The sequence below is a fragment of the Streptomyces sedi genome, from assembly GCF_006335015.1.
In the GTDB taxonomy this organism is placed as follows: Bacteria; Actinomycetota; Actinomycetes; order Streptomycetales; family Streptomycetaceae; genus Streptomyces; species Streptomyces sedi.
In genome coordinates, this window is sequence record NZ_VDGT01000033.1 from 1 (window position 1) to 20,294 (window position 20,294).

Genomic DNA, 20,294 nt, shown 5'->3' on the forward strand with positions numbered 1-20,294 from the left:
TCCCACCCCGGCACCCAGAACCGCTGAAGTCCCAGCATCCATAAGAAGAGAGTGCCAGCAAGGCTCTATGAGCGCTCGTGAACCTCAAGACCCGTCCAGTGGCCAGCCACACAAAACGTCCAGATAAATGTTGATGTGCTGGCGGACGAACGGGGAGAGGCGGGCGACGTCCTCGTCGCGGACGTCGAAGCCGTCCGCCCGCAGCTGGTTCACGGCGGCGTCCATGTACCGAGTGTTGAAAAGGACGACGGAGTTCAGGGCTTACCCCAGCGCCCCGATCCGGTCCTCCAGTCCGTTCTGGTAGCGCCGGTAGAGCTGCCCGTGCCTGCCGTGGAAGATCTTCCGGGCGAGGGAATGGCGGCCTGCCTCGGCACGGCCGCGTTAAGCGATCATGGACTTCCACCCGCTACAGTCGGTGGTGCGGCAGATCCCCCGGTCCCGGGCGGGCAACCGCACCACCGATCGTGATCAACGGATCTGGAGTCATGGGTTACACCGTGGGGGCGCGAGCTATGTGCGTCGAGCTGGAGAACTGAGAACTCTCTCAGTCCCTGTTCTCGGCCCGGCTCGGCGTGTGATCACCCCACCCACCTCTCCGCGACTCTTCCGTGAGGCCACCCAGCCATGCGCTCGACGCAGATCCGCGACACCTTCACCGACTTCTTCACCTCCCGGGGCCACCAGTCCGTCCCCTCCAGCCCACTCATCCCGGACGACCCGACGCTGCTGCTGACGAACGCCGGGATGAACCAGTTCAAGCCCTACTTCCTCGGCGAGACCCCGCCTCCCTTCCCCCGGGCGACGTCCATCCAGAAGTGCGCCCGCACCGTCGACATCGACAACGTCGGCCGCACCAACCGGCACGCGACGTTCTTCGAGATGATGGGCAACTTCTCCTTCGGCGACTACTTCAAGGAAGACGCCATCGCCTACGCCTGGGAACTTCTGACCGAGGGCTACCAGTTGGAGAAGGACAAGCTCTGGATCACCGTCTTCGAGGACGACGACGAGGCCGAGCACGTCTGGCGGCGCATCGGCGTCCCCGCCTCCCGCATCCAACGGCTCGGGAGGGAGGACAACTACTGGTCCATGGGTGTCCCCGGCCCCTGCGGGCCCTGTTCGGAGATCAACTATGACCGCGGCCCCGCCTTCGGCAGGGAAGGCGGCCCCGCCGTCGACGGCGAGCGCTACGTCGAGATCTGGAACCTGGTCTTCACGCAGTTCCGGCGAGGCGAGGGCGACAAGAAGGGCAACTTCCCCATCCTCGGCGAACTCGCCCGCAAGGGCGTCGACACCGGCCTCGGTCTTGACCGGCTGGCCGCGATCCTCCAGGACGTCCCCAACGTCTGCACCACCGACCTGCTCTCACCCACCTTCGACACCGTCCAGGACCTCGCAGGATGGGCAAGCCCCAGCGAGGGTGAGGAGAAGGTCTCGTTCCAGGTCGTCACCGAACACGCCCGCACCATCGCCTTCCTCATCGCCGACGGTGTCCTCCCGGCCAAGGACGGCCGCGGCTACATCCTGCGCCGGTTGATGCGCCGGGCGATCCGCCACGCGCGTCTGCTCGGCATCGACGGCCCTGTCCTGCCGACCACGACCGGCAGCGTGATCACCAACCTCGGCGACGTATGGCCCGAACTGACCCGCCAGGCGGCCCTGATCGAGCAGGTCGTCACCGCCGAGGAAGAGTCCTTCACCCGTACCCTCACCCAGGGCACCCGCCTGCTGAACGCCGCGATCAGCCGCACCCGCGAGACCCGCCTCGCCACCCTGCCCGGCGAGACCGCCTTCGAACTCGCCGACACCTACGGTTTCCCCCTGGAACTGACCGTCGAAGCCGCCCGCGACGCGGGGCTGACCGTCGACGAGGACCGCTTCGCCGCACTGCTGGACGAGCAGAGGAAGCGCGCGCAGGCCGGCGGCAAGGCCAAGACCGCCCAGGCCCTGCGCGCGATGGACACCTATCGCGAGCTGGCCGCCCGCCTGCCAAGGACCGAGTTCCTCGGCTACCAGCAGCTGACCGCCGAGGCCACCGTCACCGGCATCATCTCCGGCGGCACCGTCACCACCAGCGTTGGCGAGGGCGGCGACGTCGAACTGCTCCTGGACCGCTCACCGTTCTATGCCGAGGCCGGCGGCCAGATCGGCGACACCGGCACCCTGACACTGAACGACGGAACCCGCCTGCGGATCACGGACACCCGCTACGGACTGGATGGCTTCCGCGTCCACACCGCCCGCGTCCTCGAAGGCGAACTCCGCACCGGCACAGTCGGCGAAGCGACCGTGGACGCCGAGCGCCGGGCGGGCCTGATGCGCTCCCACTCGGCCACCCACATCCTGCACGCCGTCGTCATGGCCATCCTGGGCGAGCACGCCCGTCAGCAGGGCTCCCTCGTCGAATCCGACCGGTTCCGTTTCGACTTCGCGCACTTCACCGCCCTCACCCCCGACCAACTCGCCCGGATCGAGGCAGCCGTCAACAGCCACGTCCTCGACGACCCCGCAGTGCGGGCCTGGCACGCCGACCGCGCCGAAGCCGAAGCCGCCGGCGCCATCGCCCTGTTCGGAGAGAAGTACGGCGACACCGTCCGCATCGTCGACATCGGCGACTTCTCCCGCGAACTCTGCGGCGGCACCCACGTCGCCCACGGCTCCCAGGTCGGCACCTTCCGCCTGCTCAGTGAGTCCTCCACCGGCGCCAACCTCCGCCGCATCGAAGCCCTCACCGGCCACGGCACCCTCACCCACCTGGACACCGAACGACGCCTGCTCAACGAACTCGCCGACCTGCTCGGCACCCGCCCCACCGACGCCCCCAGTGCTCTCCGCAAGCGCCTGGCCGCCCTGGCCACCGCACAGGACGAACTCACCCGGCTCCGGGCCGACGAGCTGCGCGAACAGGCCACCCACCTCGCGGGCACCGCACGCACGTCCGGGACCGGGCGACTGGTCTCCCAAACGGTCACCGGCACCACCGCCGACGAACTGCGCACGCTTGCCCAGGAGACGGCCGCCCGTCTCGATGCCCCTGCCGTCGTCATTCTGGGCACTGAACGAGACGGCAAGGCCCTCCTCGCCGCCGCCCTCACCCAGGACCTGCACCTCGGCGGTATCCAAGCCAGCCAGGTGCTGACCGCCGCCGCCCGCCTTGTCGGCGGCGGAGCCGGAGGCCGCGGTCCGGTCGCCAGCGCTGGAGGCCGCCGTCCCGAAGCCCTCGGCCAAGCCCTGACCACCGCAGCCGAAGACGCCGCCCGCCTCCTCAGCGGCCACTGACGGCACGATGTGAGGGCCCGCTCTCCGGCGGGCCCTCACCGCTTGGAGGAGTCCGATGACCTTCAGGCCGGTCGAGCAAGTCCTCATCCTGATCCGCCACCATCTCGGCGCCCCCGCACCGCGGACCGCATCCTGAGGCGGCGTCGTGGTTGAACGCCGCATCGGGAAGGTGCCCGGAGGCAACGGTCATCCGCCAGACGGGTGAGGACGGGGGCGCTCGGGTTCAGGCATTGCCGCAGGTGAGGCGGAGGGTTCTCTCCGGTGCAAGCGGTTCCTGCTCGGGTTGTGTGGGTTGTCCCCTGTGTGGGTGTACAGAACCGGCGGGGGCGAGGGTCCTCTTCGACGATGGAGGGGTGTCGGAGAGAGCGGACGCCGAGGGCCGGGCGGGTTCTCGGGAGAAGAAGGGGGGCCGGCTCGGTGAGATGTTGCGTGGGTGGCGGCGGGAGGCCGGCCTTCGGGAGGGACGCCGGCGTGGTCTGACGCAGGAGGTTCTCGCCGAGCGGATGAACATGAGCGTGCGCTGGTACCGCGATGTGGAGAACGGGGTAGGAGCCGTCCCGAAGCCCGAGCTTCTGGAGCGCCTCGCCAACGTGCTGGGGCTGGATGAGTCGGCTCGTGCCGCGCTCTATCTTCAGGCGGTGCGGCTGCTTCCGGCTCCCGATCCCGAGGGTGCGAAGGCGACCGAGGAGACCGTCGAGGGGCTGCGGTCCGTGGTCGCCGAGATGCGGCTTCCCGCCGTGTTGACCGATGAGGCGTGGAACGTCGTGGCGGTCAACGGGTCGATGGTGCGGTGCTTCCCCTGGATGTCCGAGCCGGGGGCGAACCTGGCGAGGTGGCTGGTCACGACGCGGCGCGAGGCGCTGGACGTCTTCGGGCGCGAGGCGTGGGAGGAGCAGGTCGGCAGACTGCGGTCCGCGCTGCGGCTGGCGCGTTCCCAGGCGGTGGACGGTGGCTTGGGCGCGTTGGCGCAGGAGTTGGCCCCGGGCGAGGGGGCACCGTCGGAAGCCGTGGCGGCGCCGCCGAACGGCCCGTTCCGAATCCGTCTGCCCGTCGCTGCGGGGCATCAGCCGGTGCTGGTGCACGTGTTGCGGCCCTTGCAGGACACTTCGGCTCGCCTTGCCGTCATCACCTTTCCCGCGAGGGGCGCGCGACACTCTCCGTGGTGATTACCGAATTGGTTTGAGAAACGAGACTTAACTCTTCTGTCGCTCGACACTGTTTGCACGTGCATTCTGCTTGGCTTTTCTTTCCCCGTGCTCAGAACCGGCAAATGTTTGCCGGTTTCGGGGTGGCGGAAACATGCCTGGCGAGAAGGTGCCATGCGGGAGCTCCAGGCGATGCGGCGGGCTCCGTTGTGTGCTGGGCAGTCAAAATGTCGGCGCAACGCGGGAGTTGTGGTGTGCTGCGGGAGGTGGGGCGCTGGTGGTTGCGGTCTGTGATTGGTGTTGATCGAATTTCTGAACACTTGTACATTCGGTGAACTCGTGAAGCCGGAAAGGGGGGGTTCCGTCTGAAGTGCTTTGGTCGCCGGGTCCGGTCTGCCTACGGCGTGTGACTGGGTGGCCTGTGGTTTTGGTCTGGATGGTTGGCCCGCACGTGTCTATCGTTCTGCTGGCCCACCGACGGTGCACGTGCATTTCGAATCCGGCCCGGCGATGCCGGGGTGGGGAAGGAGTGTCGCGAGGCGGTCATCGCGCCATGGTGCCCAGGGATTGCGCCCCTGGGCACCGCGGGGCGCGCGCCGAGGCGTGCACCTGGAGAGATCGAAGCGGCCTGATCCATGAGCCGGTCGTGGCCGCTTCGCCTACTAACAGAGGATTCTGACATGCCTGGACTCCTGCGGCTACCCGCGCTGGTGGAAGCGACGGGGGGTTGAGATGCCGAGGATTCGCACGATCAAACCGGAGGCTTTCGTTTCCGAGTCGTTGGCGGCGGTGTCGCTGACAGCGGAGCGGACGTTCTTCGGACTGTTGACGCAGGCCGACGACCAGGGCCGGTTCCGTGATCACCCGGCGATTATCGCCGGGGTGTTGTGGCCGCTGCGGCCGGAGCACACGGCGGTGGATGTCGAGGCCGACCTGGGGCAGTTGGCGGATGCCGGATTGATCTGCCGGTACACCGGCTGCGACGGGCGGGGCTATCTGCACGTCGTCACCTGGGAGCGCCACCAGAAGATCGACCGGCCCTCGAAGTCCCGCACGCCCGCCTGCCCGGCCCATCAGCCCCAGGCCGCCTGCGGCGGCTGCGACGCGGCCGGCTGCCTCACTCCCCGTGGTCGGCCGGCCGCCCCGCCGACGCACGAACCGAGGGCGCCCGGCGCCCGGTGGCCCGACCCGTCGCCGACGACGCGCACCCGCTTCGACGGGCCCGCGCGAGGACTCGACGACCCCTCGACAAACGATCCGCGAGCCCTCGACGAGGGCTCGACGAGCACTCCGCGAGGGTTCGACGAGCGCGCACGGCATTCCGCCGCCGACGTGACACCGGCGGAAGAATTCGCAGCTCAAACGGCTTACGAGGAGCCCTCGACGAGGGCTCGCCACACCCTCGTCGAGTCCTCGTCGAGCCCTCGCGAGACCGCCGCGTCTGGATCTAGGACCGTGGACCATGGATCTACCGCTAAAGCGGGGCGCGCCGCGCCCGGCGAGGGCGACAGCCCCCAGACGCTGATGGCGGAGTACCTGGCCGGCTGCGCCCACCGCCCCCCGAAGCAGGTGGTCGGTCACCTCGCCCGCAACGTCCGCACGCTGCTCGACGAAGGACTGCACCCCGACGCGGTGCGGGCGGGCCTTGAGCGCTTCCGGCAAGACCCGAGGCATCCGAGCGTGCTGCCGAGCCTGGTCAACGAGGCGCTCAACCCTCCGGCTGGAGGCGGCGGCTTGGGGCGACCGCGATCGGTGCCTACGGTTCCCGGGCATGTCGCGTGGACCAACCCGACCGACCCGGCCGCCTACGAGGGGGAGCTGTGACGCACCAACGCGCGGGCACCCGTACCCCCGTCGCCGAGGCAGCGCCGGGGCGGGCCGGGGCGGCGGTGGAACGGGTCTTCGCGATCATGGCCGCCCGAGGCATCCCCGTCGCCCCACCACCGACGCCGTCATCGGACCCCGACCACCGCGCGCAGGCCGATCCGCGCATCCCCGCGCTCTTCCGCGACGCGGTGGCCGAGGACCCACGCGTGCTGGACTGGGCGCAGCGAGTGGCTGCCCACGCCCGCAGAACCCCCGGCGGGGCGGTGACCGTGGCCGGAGCCCGAAGCCTGCTGCTGCTCGGCCCCACGGGCACCGGCAAGACCCACCAGGCCTTCGGCGCCCTGAGGGCCCTCGCCCGCCACGGGGTGCGGCTGGGATGGCGATCGGAGTCGGCCGCCGACCTCTACGCCGCCCTCCGCCCCACCCAAAGCAGGGACACCGAGCGGGAGTTGTGGACGGTGATGACCAGCCCGCTGCTGATGATCGACGACCTGGCCGCCGCGAAACCCTCCGCGTGGACGGAGGAGATCACCTACCGCGTCGTCAACCACCGCTACGCCCACCAGCTCCCGCTGCTGATCACCAGCAACGAGCCGCTGGAACGCATCCGGACGGTGCTGGGGGACCGGGTGGCCTCCCGCCTGGCGCAGATGACCGACCGCGTCGTGCTGACCGGCCCCGACCGCAGACGCCAAACCGGCTGACCCACCCGGCACTTCCCAACGACCCACCGCACGGACCGACGCGCCGTGTGCGCCCCCCGAGAGACCAGGAGCCCCGGGCTCCCCTCCCGGGGCGTGGCGCCACCGCCGATCCGGCGAGCAAGGAGCCCCACCCCATGACCGACACCACCCCCATACCGCCACACCTCCCCCCGGCGCCACCCGGTTCGGCACGCCACGGACGCGCGCGTCGACTCGGTGACCACGGCTGGCAGGAGAAGGCCGTCTGCCGCACCGCCCCCGAAGCGACACGCGACCGGGAGCTGTTCTTCCCCGACGCCGACGACGACCAACGCGTCGCCGCCGCGAAGGCATTGTGCGCCCGCTGCCCCGTCCAGCAACTCTGCCTCCAGACCGCGCTGGAGACCGGCTCCCGAGACGGCATCTGGGGCGGCACGACACCCGAGGAACGCGCGGACCTCCACCACCTGACCCAACACCGCCTGGAAACCGACCGCGTCCACGCCGCCCTCGCCGGCCGCGACATCCACCTCACCCACCTGGAACGCCGCGCCCTGGTCCACCTCGCCGCCCAACACCGCCTCGGCCCCGACCGGTTGGCCTACCTGCTGAAGGTCAGCGAGCCGCACGCCGAACGCCTACTGCGCGCAGCCCACCGCCAGCACCGGCAGCGACGGCACAACACCGTCACCACGTCCACCGGCCGCCCGGCGCACCGCCCGGAGCTGGGGTGGGCGGCATGACCACCAGACAACCCACCGCCGGGCGGATCAGCACTTGGGACAAGGCCGCCATCACCGGCCTCGGCGGCGCCGGCGCCATCCTCTCGTTCGACGCGCTTCAGCAGATGGCCTCCGCCATCCACGTCCGCGACACCCTCACCTGGCTCTTCCCCCTGGTGATCGACGGCTTCATCGCCTACGGCGTCCGCGCCCTCGTCATCAAACGCGACGCCTCCCTGCCCACCCGCCTCTACGTCTGGCTGCTCTTCGGCGCCGCGACCACCACCAGCATCTGGGCCAACGCCCTGCACGCCGTCCGCCTCAACCAACAGACCACCACCGCCACGGGACTGCGACTGGACGACGCCACCGTCGGCGTGCTGTCCACCGTCGCCCCCCTCGCCCTGGCCGGCGCCGTCCACCTTTACATCCTCATCGCCCGGGGCGCCGACACCGCCACCCACCAGGCCCAACGCGCAGCCGGAGCAGCCAAGACGGCACCCCCGAGCGTCCCCGCACCGCCCCACTCGCATCCGCCCTCCCCGCGTCCAGGCACCGCCCGACCCACAGCCCACGGCCGCCACCACGCGCGCTCCCCGCACACCACCGTGCACCACCACGTCGAACGAGTCCCCCCGCCCGCCCGCACCGGATACCGCTCCGGATACGCCCAAGCCACCGGACCCCGGCCCCTACCGGCAGCCACCAGCACAACCCCCAGCGCGGGCGGACCGACCACCACCCCACCCGCCCCCCGGCCGACAACCGCGAGACCCCAAGCAGCCAGGCCCAACGCCAGCGGCGCCGCCGGATTCGACGAGCGCATCCTGCGGACGGCCCGCGCGACCGCCCACGCCGAAGGCCGAGTCCGCCGCGACACCATCGCCCGCGCCCTGCGCACCCAGTCCCTCTCCATCAGCAACAGCCGCCTGACCGAACTGATCGCCCAACTCCGCGAAGAACACCAGCGCGCCCACAACACCAGCAGCAAGAGGAGGAGTTCGTGACCACCGAGCACACATGCCGACCGAAGCGCCAGTCCTACCGCTGTTCCCGCTTCACCACGATCAAGTCCGACTACGAGGCAGCGGCAGCCCGCGAAGAAGAAAGCGCCGGCCACCGCACCGACCACAACCGCCACGCCCTACGAGGCAACGCCCACACCTACAAGCGGCGCATGGCCCAAACCCTCAACCGCCACCTGTCGCGCTGCCGCCTGTGCGGATGACCCACACCACCCCCACCCCCATGCCAGGGCCGACCGACAAAGGCCCGGAGCTGGCAGAGGCGTGGATGACGACCCTCCACCGCCAAGGCCTCCTGCGTCAGGCCACGCCCACCCGCCACGGCTGGAAGGTGCAGTTCACCCCGACCAGCCCGCCGATCCTCCTGCCCACCGCCGAATCGGTCCTCGACCTCGTCTCCTGGCTCCAGCGCCTCCAACGACGCACGGCACCGTGACGTCCGTCCCAGACACCCCTCGGGTGTTCGTCCGTCCCCGCGAGCGGACGCCTGAAAGGGGGAACGGGTCCGGGGTTCCGTCCGCCCCCACAGCGGACGGAACCCCGGACCACCACCCCATCCGCACATCCGGACGACCACCCCGTCCATCCCCTCCACCGCTCCCACTACGTACGCGAAACATCCCGACCTTCCCTTCCCACCGTCCGCTGCCGGAAGATCGTCCGCCCCGCCCGTCCGCGGACCCCTCACCAGCCCTCTCGGAGGCGCGCTATGCCCTGGTCGATCATCCACTTCCAACACGAGGAGGCGGAGACCACCGCCGTGGGAGTGTTCAGCGAACGAGCAGCCGGGGCGCTGCGCGCCGCCGGCTTCGAGGACGATCCCGAACCGGGGCTGATGTTCCTCCCAGCCGAACTCGCACCCCACCGACACCACGTCGTCTCGGCCGCACGAGCCCTCCTCCGGGCGGCACGCATCACCAACTACGCCAGGCCCTCACTCAGCTTCGCCGAGACCCTCAACGCCATGCGGGGAACGCGCTCACTGACCGACCTCACAACGCTGGCCAGGCACTGCCTGGACACCAACGGTTCAGCGGCCACGATGGCCGACGTCCTCCACGAACGCCTCACCCGCCTCGCCCCGTCCACCGACCACACCCGACTCGCTGACCTGGCCCGCTCCGCACGCCAACTGGAGCACCAACTCGACGACTACGTCGAGTACGTACAGACGAAGACCTCCACGGCTGGCGCTACACCGTCCCCATCGGTGCCACAGCCTCCGCAGCCCAACCAACCACCGGCCCCACCGCGCCGGTGAACACCGTCCGCCGTCCGTCCGCGGACGTACGGAACAGTCAGCGAGAAGCATCGCCCCCGTCCGTCCCGGCCCAGGCGCTCGTCCCCCAGCTGCCGTCGTCCGCCGGCGACGGACCGTCTCGTGGGCCACAGCGGATGGTCCGCCCGTCCGCGCTATGGGGAACTGATCCAGCCACTACCAGAGGGCAGGGCTCCTGCTGCCTTCAACGGTGAACGGTGTTCGCTCGTCCGTCCGCAGTGGCGTATCGGAGTGGCTCGTCCGACCGCCCCGGCACGCCGCGAGCCCGCGTCCCCACCGTTCGCAGCTCGGGTTCGTCCGCGCCGAGCCGGCTTCCGCCCGTTCGTCCTTCCCCGCCCCGATCCCAGGAGGCGAAAGCCCTGACCGACGCCCACCACGCGACTGTTTGCCGGTGTTCGACCACGTGCTGTGTCCGAGCAAGTTGTGGGGTTCGAAACTCCCGCGAGGGCGCGCGAGTTTCGAACCCCGGTCCCGCCCCGGGGGAGGCGGGGAGGGCCCGGCTCCAGGGGGAGCCGGACCAGGGGGACGGGAGTCGGCAGGCCCCCGTCCCCGGCGGCCCGTGCGCGCGACGTCGCGCCCGCAACCGGCTGGCCACCGCCCAGGTGCGTGACCAGGTGCGCAGTGTCCGCCTCAGCGCGGCCGAGCTGGAGAGGGTGACCGTCGCCGCGCGGGCGAGCGGGATGACCACGGCCGGGTTCTTGGCGCAGGCAGCCGTTGCGGCGGCGCGTGACGTCGAGAGGGCCGAGGGGCGGATCGCCGGTGACCGCGAGATCGTCGTCGAACTGTTCGCCGCCCGCAGGCACCTCCGCCAGGTCGGGAACAACGTCAACCAGGTCGCCAGGGCGCTCCACAGCGGTTCGGGGCTGCTGCCACAGACCGGCTCGGTGTTGGCGGCAGTCGAGACTGCCGTCCGCCGCGTGGAACACGCGGTAGAGGCCGTGGTGGCCCGCTGAGGCGGCCGTCGCGGGCGGTGAGGACGACGGTCGGACCAGCAGAAGCCCGGCCCGGCCCGCGAAGCGAGCCGAGCCGGGCATGTGGAGAGGGTTATCGAGCGGGGGCCATGAGGCCGATGATGCGGTCCCGCACCACTATGCTCGGGGTGTCGATATCGAATTCCTTGGTCCACGAGTGGCCGGCGATGTGGGCGGTGATCCTCCACACGATGCTCCTTGCCTCTGCGTGAGGGGTATTCCGGGAGCCAGTCGACGTAGAGCGGGCCGTTGGTCGCGTGAATGTTGCCGTCGGGGGTGTGCACGACCTTCCAGTCGTTTCCGTGGAGGAGGCCCAGGACGGCCTGGGGTTCGGTCTCGTCCGCGAGAGTGCTGGATTCCGGGACCGAACGGGTCGACAATTCGGGCAAATGTGTTGGCGCCTTCTTCCGTGGTTTCGAGAACGGGTCCACGTTGACATGGCTCCCCGCCGTTTGTGTAGTCGGTCGCCGGATTTACTTTCGAGAGCCACGTGAAGTTGGGAGAGGGCGGTGCGGGCCGGAAAGAGGGGAATGGAGTCTCCTTGTTTCTTCTCCCTCGCGCTGCTGTTTCTTCAGAGTTAGCGGCTGGGGCTGATGACGGTGCGTCCCCTCGCATGTGCGACGTCGCGGACAGGGCCTGGTCCGCAGGGGTCGAGGATGCTTCCGCCGGCGGGGCAGGCCTCGACCAGGTGCCGCAGTTGCGTCGCTTCCGGCGGAATCGGGGGCCGGTGGTCGCCGACAGGCCCGGATATTCCCCAGATGAGGAAGTCCGCGGCGCCGTCAGGCCAGGGGGCGATTCCTCGCCACCGCCATCCACTCGCCCCTATCGCCCGAACTCCCGCAACCATTTGCTCGGCGCTGGCAAGCAGGAAGCAGGGGCCTGAGGGCTTGGTGACGCGGCAGCATTCAGTGAGAACGTTCACCAACCAGTGAGCGTCATGCTGAGGTGACGGGTACGTGATGACGCACTCGGCGCTCCCGGCCGGCAGGCGCTTCAACGAGCGGACGGTATAAGGCGGATCCTGGGCGTGTATGGCTCTGCTCCTTCTGTGCTTCGCGCTTTTTCCTGCGAGGGTAGCGGGAGATCGCGGCGTCTCCTTTTCTCTGCTATTGGGTGCGACCGTGGAGCACGCCTAGAGTGACTGTCCCCGGCCATACGGGCCGGGCATGGAGTGTGTGGTAGGGAGGGGAATGAGCGACCCTTTCGCTCATAGGCCGTCAACATCGCTGCGGCCCGGCGAGTTGCGGGCGATGGTGGCGAGGCACCTGATCGAGGCCGATCCGGCGTCCGCCGTGAGCGTGACCGAACTCGCGCACGCGCTGACGCATTCGTCGGGGGCGATCGGGGCTGCCCTCGAACGGTTGGTGAATCGTGGGGAAGCGGAGCGGGTGGGGGTGCGCCCGCGCCGGTATCGGGCGACGCCCAGCACCGTGGAGGCGGCGGAGGCCGGGCCCAGGTCCCCGCGTCGTCCGCGGACGCGCGGGGTGTCGCCGGCACCGGGGTCGGGGGGACGCGCGGGCGGGTCGAGTGTCCCGCCGGGGGCGGTGCTGAGGCCTTCGGGGCAGCCGTACTTTCCTCGAGAGTTGGCGGGGATGCCGGACGTGGAGGCGTTGCGGCGGCTGCGCGAGGCTGATGTTCCCGTGCTGCTGTACGGGCCGCCGGGCACCGGCAAGACCTCGCTGTTGGAGGCGGCTTACCCGGACCTGATCACGGTCGCCGGCGACGGGGACACGACGGTGGGCGACTTGGTGGGGGAGTACACCCAACGCGAGGATCGCAGCTACGAGTTCGTCCACGGGCCGTTGGTCACCGCGATGCGGGAGGGGCGGGCGCTGCTGATCGACGACGCGACGCTGATCTCGCCTTCGGTTCTGGCCGTGCTCTATCCGGCGATGGACGGGCGACGCGAGATCCGGGTCAAAGCCCACAAGGGCGAGATGGTCACGGCCGCGCCCGGCTTCTTCCCCATCGCCGGACACAACCCGGGCGTGCACGGGGCGGTGCTGTCGGAGGCGCTGGCCAGCCGCTTCTCGGTGCAGATCCGGGTGACCTCGGACTACGACCTGGCCGCGCACCTGGGGGTGAACCCCGTCGCGGTGCGGGTGGCCCGCCACCTGGCCAAGCGGCAGGAATCAGGCGAGGTCGGGTGGGCCCCGCAGCTGCGGGAACTGCTGGGATTCCAGCGGGTCGCCGACGCCCTGGGAGCCGAGGTCGCCTTCGCGAACCTGGTGGGGACCGCGCCGGAGGAGGACCAGGAGCAGGTCGCCGTGGTCGTGGCCACGGCCATCGGCACCAAGACCGTGGCGCCGCTGTCGCTCGGCGCCCGACTCCCACTCCCTCCGGGAACTCTCGTCGCCCCGCCGCCCACCTCGAAGGGAGCACGGACATCTACCACCCCGACACCCGGTTCACCGCGCCGGAGTTGATCGCGGCCAGCCTCGCGCACGCCGAGTGGGAGAGCGAGGGCGGCTCCCTGGAGCCGTCCTGGTATCGGCCGCACGGTCCGCACTGGCCCCGCATATCGGCGGCGTTGACCTCCCGTTTGGCGGAGCTGGCCGGCCGGGACGACATCCTGGTGACCTGCCGCCACGGCACCCGGTCCGGAGCCCCGGCCGCCTTCTTCCCCCAGCTGGCGGAGTTGGAGATCGACGCGCAGCTGTTCGACCATCATCTGCCCGCGGCCACCATCGACCCCTCCCGAGTCGGGGACGAGGAGCGCTACCCCGTCGCCTGGGGCGTCTTCACCCACGAAGCCGCCCACGCGGCGCACTCCCGGTGGGAGACTCCCCCGTGGCTGAGGGGCACGGCGATGCACCAGGCGGCGGAGCTGCTGGAGGAATCCCGCGTCGAGGGCGCGCAGATAGCCCGCCGCCCACAAGACCGGCGATGGCTGCGGGAGTCGGCGCGGCAGCTGATCTTCGCCGAGGCACTGGTCGCGGTGCCCGAGACGACTTGGGAGGCCGCCAGCACGGCCGGGCTGCTGCTCGGGCGGCGCGACGCCGGCGTGCTGGACCCGGACGAGACCGCCCTGCTGGCCACGGCACTGGCCCACACCCTGGGCGATGACGTGTTGGAACGTCTGAAGGCCATCTGGCGCATCGCACTCACGGTCGCCGACGACGACCCCGAATCGATGCTGGAGGCCGGCCGCGCCTGGTGCGAGGCCCTCGGACGAGAGCCCGCCGCCGCGCCGGGCAGCGACGCGGTCAGGCTCTCCCCGGCGCAGCGCGGAGAGGTGGCAGCGAGTGTCAGCGAACTTGCCAGCCGGGTACGTGAGAACGACGATGCCGAGGCCGGAGAGGAGGAGCGAGCGGAGACGGCTCGCTCGGAGGCGCGCCGGACCAAGCGGGCCGAGGCTTCGGGGCGAGCCCGCTCTCAGGAGTTGGCCCGTGCGGTCTTCGCCCCCGGCGCGGGGCGGCTGACAGTCGCCGCCGACGGCGAGCACGACGTGAGGGACACCGCGTCCCCCGTTATCTCCCGACGGCCCCCCACGCAGAAGGAGAAGGCCGCTGCCGCGCAGCTGGCCCGCAGCCTGCGAACGGCCGCCTGGCGCGAACGCACGGAAACCACCGTGGACTCGGCCGTTCCACCGGGCCGGCTGAACATGCGCCAAGCGCTGCTGGCGGACGCCCAACTCGCCGCAGGCGTCACCCCGACCGCCACACCGTGGAAGCGGGTCACACGACGCGCCGCCGAGCAGCCGCCACTGCGGGTCGGCATCGGAGTCGACGTCTCCTCCTCCATGTACCGGGCCACGGGCCCGATGGCTTCGGCGGCCTGGATCATCCACCAGGCGACCCGCTGGACCGACCCCCGATCCCGCACCGCCACCATCGCCTTCGACGAAGGCATCACCGCCATAACCCGCCCCGGCAAGGCCCCACCCGGAGTGATCGACTTCGAGGCCGAAGGCATGTACGAAGCAGCCGCCGAAGCGATCGACGCGCTGACGGCGGCACTCGACCTCGACCGCCCCGGCGCCGGCCGACTCCTGGTCATCGCCAGCGACGGCTACTTCACACCGGACCAGGCCGCCCGCACCACCCAGCGCATCGCCGCGCTGCGCCGCAGCGGATGCTCCGTGCTGTGGCTGGGGTTCGACCGTCACACCGTCGCACTGCCCGGCTCCACGCCGGTACTGCTGCGGGAGCCGGCTCAGGCAGCCGCGGTCATCGCCCAGGCGGCTACCACCGCGGTCCGCACGACCCGACGCCACTGAATCCGCCCCGCCAGGGCGACGCCCTGCCCAGCCCTCCCCGCCGTGTGCCAGGTTGGCTATCAGGTTTTCCCGGTAGGGCCAAGCGCGCGGTGGCGAGGAACGCTTCCAGGACGTGGCGCACGAAACCGACGCGCGCCGATGTCGAACGGAAACCATGGATCGCGACCCTGACTTCGAGCCGTACGACAACGCGGGCCGCGCCGCGGAGCAGATCCGCTCCCACCACACGGGAGAGCCCACCGAGTCAGATCGGCTGCGGAGGGGCCGGCGGTGGTTGCGTGAACGGCCGGCAACTGACGCGATGGAGCAGGCCACGGCCGACTGGCGGCAGCGGGTGGCCGCCTGCACCACGCCGACGCAGCTGACGGAAGTCCTCCGCGCCGTCCTTCGAGACGTCGACGAAGTCAGCGAACGCTTCCGCGAAACCCTGCTCGACGCTGCCTCCTGGGGACCAGGAGCCCAAGGCGAGGAGTCCACGCACGAGCGCCGCGCGCACCACGCGGTGGTGACCACCGCGGACCAACTCAGCGACCTCGCCGAGGACACGCACTTCCTCCTGAGCACCCTGGCGGCCGAACTCCAGCGAACGGCCGCCCACACCGCCCCCGCCCCGCCTTCCCCTCCCGCGCCGAAATCCTCCGCGCACCGGGAGCCGCGGCGTCGCTGACCCGCCGTGATTCCGAAGATCTCCACCGGCTCCCGCACCATCGGCCTGCTCGCCTACCTCTACGGGCCCGGGCTCCGCGAAGAACACACCGACCCCCACCTCGTGGGCGGTTGGGACCCAGCCCCACCCGACCCCGGCCGAGACCCGGACGCCACCCTCGCGGACCTCGCCCGTCTCCTGGACCAGCCCGTGGCCGCCGCAGGACCCCGCCGCCCCACCTCCCACGTGTGGCACTGCTCGATCCGCGCAGCCCCCGAGGACCGCCCGCTCTCGGACACGGAATGGAAGGCGATCGCCGAACGCGTACTGGCGGCCGTCGGCATCGCCGACCCGGACGACCCCGCCGGCTGCCGGTGGGTCGCGGTCCGCCACGCCCCCGACCACATCCACGTCGTCGCCACCCTGGTCCGCGAGGACGGCCGCCGCCCGCAACGTTCCTTCGAACGCCGCAAGGCGCAGGCCGCCTGCCGGGCCGTCGAGAAGGAGTACGGCTTGCGCCAGCTCAACCCCGGTGACGGAACCGCCGCCGCAGGCGCCCCACGCGCCGAACACCACAAAGCCATCCGCATGGGCCGGGAGACCGCCCCGCGCGACCAACTGCGCACCCTGGTACGGCAGTCACTGGCCGGCGCCACCGACATCCCCGAGTTCCTCGACCGCCTCGACGAACACGGCGTCCTCATCCGCCTGCGACGCGCCCCCTCCGGCGACATCACCGGCTTCACCCTCGCCCTGCCCGACCACGTCACCGCCACCGGCGAACCCGTCTGGTACTCCGGCGGAAAACTCGCCCCCGACCTGTCCTGGCCGCAGATCAGCCGACGCCTCACCCCCGCGGCCCGCGAGGAGACCGACGACGCCGACCTGCTGCCCTCGCCGGCCACCGCCAGGCGCACCACCGCCGACACCGCCCGGCACACCGCCACCGAACTGACCGACGCCGACGACGACCAGGCCGCCGACCTCCTCACCGGCACCGGCGAAGTCCTCGACGCCCTGGCCACCACCGCCACCGGCCCCACCCGACGTGACATCACCGCCGCCGCCACCGCGTTCGAGCGCGCCTCCCGCTTCCACCACCGCGCCGCCCACGCCCACCACCAGGCCCTGCGCCGCGCCGCACGCCAGCTCCTCGCTTCCGGCCCCACACTCGGCCGCGGCCAGGACGGCGCCGCCAGCGCCATGCTGATCTCCGCTCTGATCCTCCTCGTCACAACCGCCCACCGCTGGCACGCCGCCCGCGGCCACCAGCAACAGGCAGCCGCCGCCCTGGCCACCGCCCACCACCTGCGCGCCGCCTACGGCATCACCGCAGCCCCGCACCTGGCCGCCCTCCACCAGCGCGGCCTCCGGCTCGCCCCCGCCGTCCACGGCCAACTGGCCAACACCGTCCACTCCGCAGCGCCGGACCTGGCCGAGCAGATCCTCACCGACCCCCGTTGGCCCGTCCTCGCCGCCGCCCTGGCTGACCTCCACACCACCCACCCCCACGCCGACATCACCTCGACGCTGCGCGAGGCCATCCACTCCAGGGAACTCGACACCGCCGACTCGCTCATCGACGTCCTGATCTGGCGGCTCCACCACCTCACCCCCGAACCACCCACCACGCCCTCCCCGGCGAACCCGCGCACCCCCGGCCGCCCCCGGGAGACCGACCCGCCCGGCCGCACCCGATAACCCACCCTCGGAGTCCCCGGTGCCAAACACCGACTCATCCCCGGGCGGCGACAAGCCCGACCGCCTCGTCGCCCTGGCCCACGACCTCCACCTCGACCCCAGCGACCTAGCCGGCCCCCTCCACCACCTCGCCTACCAGCAAGCGCTCACAGACACAGACTCCACGCCGACGCGACGAGCCCCCTCGGCAACGGACGTGCCGGAGGAAGTCGCCTTCCGCGCGGCCCGCGCCATCAACGACGCCGGGATGACCCACCAGGTCACCTACCTCCGTTCGCGAGTGGGCGCCACGGCCACCGAACGCCTCCTCCGGACCACCGCCACGCCTCGCACTCTCGACGACCTCGGCCTGCTGGACGACCTGGGGCCCGCCGGCGCTCTGACCACGGCCAGCCACCTCGACACGCGGGCCCCGGAGTTGACCGTCCTCGCACACCACCGCAGCCTGGACCACCGCGAGGACTACCTCCTCCTCCACGACACGGCAGCCATCTGGAGCCCTCTTCCCGGAGCACGCGAGTACCTCGGCCTGCACCTCACCCGCGACGCCAGCACGTTCCACCTCGACCACCAGCGGATGCCGCTCCTGCCCCTGACCCAGGCCTGGCTCCGCGCCCGGGGATGCCCGCCCCTGCTCCACCCCGCGGGCGGCCCCGCCCCGGCCGACGCGGCCACCGTGCGCATCGAGCACACCCTCGCCAACAGTCCCGACCGCTACGAACTCATAGAGGACTACACCCACAACCCCGGGACGGGCGACACCAGGACCTGCGCCATCCTGCGCGACCACCACCCGGATGCCGCCTCCCCCCACCGGCTGCTCGTGGAGGACGTGACACTTCCGCAGGCGTTCACCTACCGCATCGCGGAGTACGGCCACGCCACGGCGCGGGAAGCCTCCGAGGCCTTCGAAGCACATCTCGCACGACCACCAGCCCCGCCCCTCGGCCGCCTGCCACCTCCACCGACATCGCCGTCCTCGCCAGACCGCCGGCGCAGCCTCGGGTGACGACGGTGCCCCAGAGCACCCTTCGGGGTTGGGCTTGCGTCAGCCGTCGGCGAGTAGTTCGCCGGCGAGTGGACCCATCTGGTCGGCTCCTACGACCCCGGGGGCGGACAACTACGGCTGTTCGTGAACGGCGAGTTGGCCGGCGCCACGGCCTACTCCGCCGCGTGGAATGCCCGGGGCCCGGTGCAGATCGGCGCGGGGCGCTCGGACGACCAGATCAGGTCCCCGTTCCCTGGCGCGATCGACGAGGTGCAGATCTTCGACCTCTACATGGCGTCCCCCACCTCGCACGTGGCCCGGCTCTTCAACAAGGAGCGCCTCCACACCAGCGGTCGCCCGGCTGTGGCGCTGCTCGCGCTGGACGAGGCCGCCGGTGAGCGGCGGGTTTCGGCGGGCTCCGACGTGCTGGGCGCCGCGACGCGGGGCGGGGTCGAGTTCGGGGTACCGGGTGTGCACGGCCAGGCGGTGCGGTTCGACGGCACCAGCGGTTTCGGCGCCACCGGCACCGCGATGGTCAACACCGGCCGCAACTTCGCCGTATCCGCCTGGGCACGGCTCGACCGGCTGCCGGACGGCGACGCCGTGGTGGCCACCCAGACCGGCACGGAGAAGCCCGGCTTCGAGCTGTACTACTCGGGGGCGCACGGGCGTTGGGGCTTCAACCAGTACAGCGACAACGCGGCCGGCGCGACTCCGGTCGCCGTTCTCCAGCCGGACGGCGAGTCGGCGACGGCCGAGGAATGGGTCCATCTGGTGGGGGTGCACGACTCCTACGAGGGGACGCTGACGCTCTACGTCAACGGCGAGCCGGCGGGCAGCGTCCCCTGGGAGACCCCGTTCCACGCCAATCAGCGCGTCCAGATCGGCGCGGGGCAGCAGGGCGGGACCGTGGGCTCGTTCTTTCCGGGGGCGATCGACGACGTGCGGCTCTTCGACCGGGTGCTGACCGCGTACGAGGCGTGGCAGCTCTACCATCAGGCGCCTATCGTCCGTGCCCGTTGGCAGCTGGACCAGTTGGAGGCGGGGGACGCGGTGTCCTCGCCCGACGCCACGCCGTTCGGAAACGACCTGTTCCTGTGGGGCGGCGCGGGGGTGAGCCCCGGTTTCGTCGACGACGCCTCGCTCTATGTGGACGGCGGCGGCGGTTACGCCTACGTGCCGGAGGTGCCGATCGACACCTCGCTGAGCTTCACCGTGAGTGGCTTCGCCCGCGCCGCGTCGCCGCCGCAGGGCGCGGCCTCGGTGCTCAGCGCCGTCGGCCAGCGGGAGAGCGCCTTCGCCGTGCGATGGGTGCCCGAAGGAGAACAGGAGGGATTCGGGCGCTGGGAGGTCAGCCTGGCCGACCGGGACCAGGCCGGCGCCGTGCAGACGAGGGTGTCCCACCAGCGCCTGTACGACGTGCGCGACTGGCGCCATCTGGCACTGGTCTACGACGGGTTCGCGGCCGAGGCGCGCCTGTACGTGGACGGGGAGTTGGAGGAGCTGACCTGCTCCGACGACGCGGCGGAGACCTGTGTGCCGGGCGAGTCCTGGGCACCCAACGTCTTCCCCTTCGAGGCGGGCAGCACTCTGCACGTCGGCCGGTCCCTCTCCGGCGGGGTGTGGCGCGAGGCGTGGCCCGGCGCGATCGATGACGTGTGGGCCGTACAGGGTGCGTTGGCGCCCGAGCAGATACGTGAGCTGAGCCTCGGCCGACGCGACGCTCCGAGCGTCGTGCCGCCGCTCGCGGCCCCCGAGGAGTGACAGCACCACCCCGAAGGCTGCCCGGCTCGCGCCGGGCAGCCCTCC

General features: G+C 71.2%; 16 protein-coding genes and 2 pseudogenes. 17 read left to right on the forward strand and 1 reads right to left on the reverse strand.

The annotated features are described in order from the left end of the window. Positions 1-126: 126 nt before the first annotated feature. Positions 127-369 (reverse strand): annotated as a pseudogene (locus FH715_RS29485) (Tn3 family transposase); the annotation flags it as partial. Positions 370-624: 255 nt separating this feature from the next. On the opposite strand from FH715_RS29485, the gene alaS reads away from it, so the two are divergent. From alaS to FH715_RS27295, 17 genes and pseudogenes are all read left to right on the forward strand, one after another. Further along, on the forward strand, positions 625-3,279 hold the full coding sequence (gene alaS, locus FH715_RS27220; RefSeq protein WP_139650033.1) for an alanine--tRNA ligase: 2,655 nt from the start codon (positions 625-627) through the stop codon (positions 3,277-3,279). A 353-nt stretch (positions 3,280-3,632) separates the two neighbouring features. Beyond that, positions 3,633-4,445, forward strand: coding sequence for a helix-turn-helix domain-containing protein (locus FH715_RS27225; protein ID WP_139650034.1), 813 nt, complete (start codon positions 3,633-3,635; stop codon positions 4,443-4,445). Positions 4,446-5,156: 711 nt separating this feature from the next. Continuing rightward, complete coding sequence (locus FH715_RS28670; RefSeq protein WP_211367788.1) at positions 5,157-6,248, forward strand: hypothetical protein; 1,092 nt, start codon at positions 5,157-5,159, stop codon at positions 6,246-6,248. Then, on the forward strand, positions 6,245-6,955 hold the full coding sequence (locus tag FH715_RS27235; protein WP_246109016.1) for an ATP-binding protein: 711 nt from the start codon (positions 6,245-6,247) through the stop codon (positions 6,953-6,955). The genes FH715_RS28670 and FH715_RS27235 overlap by 4 nt, the downstream gene beginning before the upstream one ends. Before the next feature lie 134 nt (positions 6,956-7,089). Next, positions 7,090-7,677, forward strand: coding sequence for a WhiB family transcriptional regulator (locus FH715_RS27240; protein ID WP_139650037.1), 588 nt, complete (start codon positions 7,090-7,092; stop codon positions 7,675-7,677). Then, complete coding sequence (locus FH715_RS27245) at positions 7,674-8,663, forward strand: DUF2637 domain-containing protein (protein WP_139650039.1); 990 nt, start codon at positions 7,674-7,676, stop codon at positions 8,661-8,663. Before FH715_RS27240 ends, FH715_RS27245 begins: the two co-directional genes overlap by 4 nt. Further along, a complete protein-coding gene (locus FH715_RS27250) occupies positions 8,660-8,884 on the forward strand; it encodes a hypothetical protein (protein ID WP_139650041.1) in 225 nt (74 codons plus the stop codon). Before FH715_RS27245 ends, FH715_RS27250 begins: the two co-directional genes overlap by 4 nt. After that, the gene (locus FH715_RS27255) at positions 8,881-9,117 is read left to right on the forward strand and encodes a hypothetical protein (RefSeq protein ID WP_139650043.1); all 237 of its coding nucleotides are present in this window, start codon (positions 8,881-8,883) and stop codon (positions 9,115-9,117) included. Before FH715_RS27250 ends, FH715_RS27255 begins: the two co-directional genes overlap by 4 nt. Positions 9,118-9,390: 273 nt before the next feature. Then, on the forward strand, positions 9,391-9,942 hold the full coding sequence (locus FH715_RS27260) for a hypothetical protein (protein ID WP_139650045.1): 552 nt from the start codon (positions 9,391-9,393) through the stop codon (positions 9,940-9,942). Positions 9,943-10,574: 632 nt separating this feature from the next. Beyond that, positions 10,575-10,913, forward strand: coding sequence for a plasmid mobilization relaxosome protein MobC (gene mobC, locus FH715_RS27265; protein WP_246109017.1), 339 nt, complete (start codon positions 10,575-10,577; stop codon positions 10,911-10,913). Positions 10,914-12,181: 1,268 nt separating this feature from the next. Further along, positions 12,182-13,357 carry an AAA family ATPase gene (locus FH715_RS27270; protein WP_211367789.1) on the forward strand — a complete coding sequence of 392 codons (1,176 nt, stop codon included), beginning with the start codon at positions 12,182-12,184 and terminating at the stop codon, positions 13,355-13,357. Next, on the forward strand, positions 13,354-15,150 hold the full coding sequence (locus FH715_RS27275; RefSeq protein WP_139650049.1) for a vWA domain-containing protein: 1,797 nt from the start codon (positions 13,354-13,356) through the stop codon (positions 15,148-15,150). The genes FH715_RS27270 and FH715_RS27275 overlap by 4 nt, the downstream gene beginning before the upstream one ends. A 154-nt stretch (positions 15,151-15,304) precedes the next feature. Beyond that, the gene (locus tag FH715_RS27280) at positions 15,305-15,817 is read left to right on the forward strand and encodes a hypothetical protein (RefSeq protein ID WP_139650051.1); all 513 of its coding nucleotides are present in this window, start codon (positions 15,305-15,307) and stop codon (positions 15,815-15,817) included. Positions 15,818-15,823: 6 nt separating this feature from the next. Beyond that, the gene (locus tag FH715_RS27285) at positions 15,824-17,497 is read left to right on the forward strand and encodes a relaxase/mobilization nuclease domain-containing protein (RefSeq protein WP_139650053.1); all 1,674 of its coding nucleotides are present in this window, start codon (positions 15,824-15,826) and stop codon (positions 17,495-17,497) included. A 19-nt stretch (positions 17,498-17,516) separates the two neighbouring features. Then, positions 17,517-18,506 (forward strand): hypothetical protein, encoded by a 990-nt coding sequence (locus FH715_RS27290; RefSeq protein WP_139650055.1) that lies wholly within the window; start codon positions 17,517-17,519, stop codon positions 18,504-18,506. Between the two features lie 72 nt (positions 18,507-18,578). After that, positions 18,579-18,758 (forward strand): annotated as a pseudogene (locus tag FH715_RS29420) (LamG-like jellyroll fold domain-containing protein); the annotation flags it as partial. 18 nt (positions 18,759-18,776) lie between these two features. Then, positions 18,777-20,249 (forward strand): LamG domain-containing protein, encoded by a 1,473-nt coding sequence (locus tag FH715_RS27295; RefSeq protein WP_281290789.1) that lies wholly within the window; start codon positions 18,777-18,779, stop codon positions 20,247-20,249. Positions 20,250-20,294: the final 45 nt, after the last annotated feature.

Bases quoted from the DNA above. Each gene is read 5' to 3' on its own strand.
- alaS (WP_139650033.1), top strand. From the start codon at position 625: ATGCGCTCGACGCAGATCCGCGACACCTTCACCGACTTCTTCACCTCC.
- FH715_RS28670 (WP_211367788.1), top strand. From the start codon at position 5,157: ATGCCGAGGATTCGCACGATCAAACCGGAGGCTTTCGTTTCCGAGTCG.
- FH715_RS27240 (WP_139650037.1), top strand. From the start codon at position 7,090: ATGACCGACACCACCCCCATACCGCCACACCTCCCCCCGGCGCCACCC.
- FH715_RS27245 (WP_139650039.1), top strand. From the start codon at position 7,674: ATGACCACCAGACAACCCACCGCCGGGCGGATCAGCACTTGGGACAAG.
- FH715_RS27255 (WP_139650043.1), top strand. From the start codon at position 8,881: ATGACCCACACCACCCCCACCCCCATGCCAGGGCCGACCGACAAAGGC.
- FH715_RS27260 (WP_139650045.1), top strand. From the start codon at position 9,391: ATGCCCTGGTCGATCATCCACTTCCAACACGAGGAGGCGGAGACCACC.
- FH715_RS27270 (WP_211367789.1), top strand. From the start codon at position 12,182: ATGGTGGCGAGGCACCTGATCGAGGCCGATCCGGCGTCCGCCGTGAGC.
- FH715_RS27280 (WP_139650051.1), top strand. From the start codon at position 15,305: ATGGATCGCGACCCTGACTTCGAGCCGTACGACAACGCGGGCCGCGCC.
- FH715_RS27295 (WP_281290789.1), top strand. From the start codon at position 18,777: ATGGCGTCCCCCACCTCGCACGTGGCCCGGCTCTTCAACAAGGAGCGC.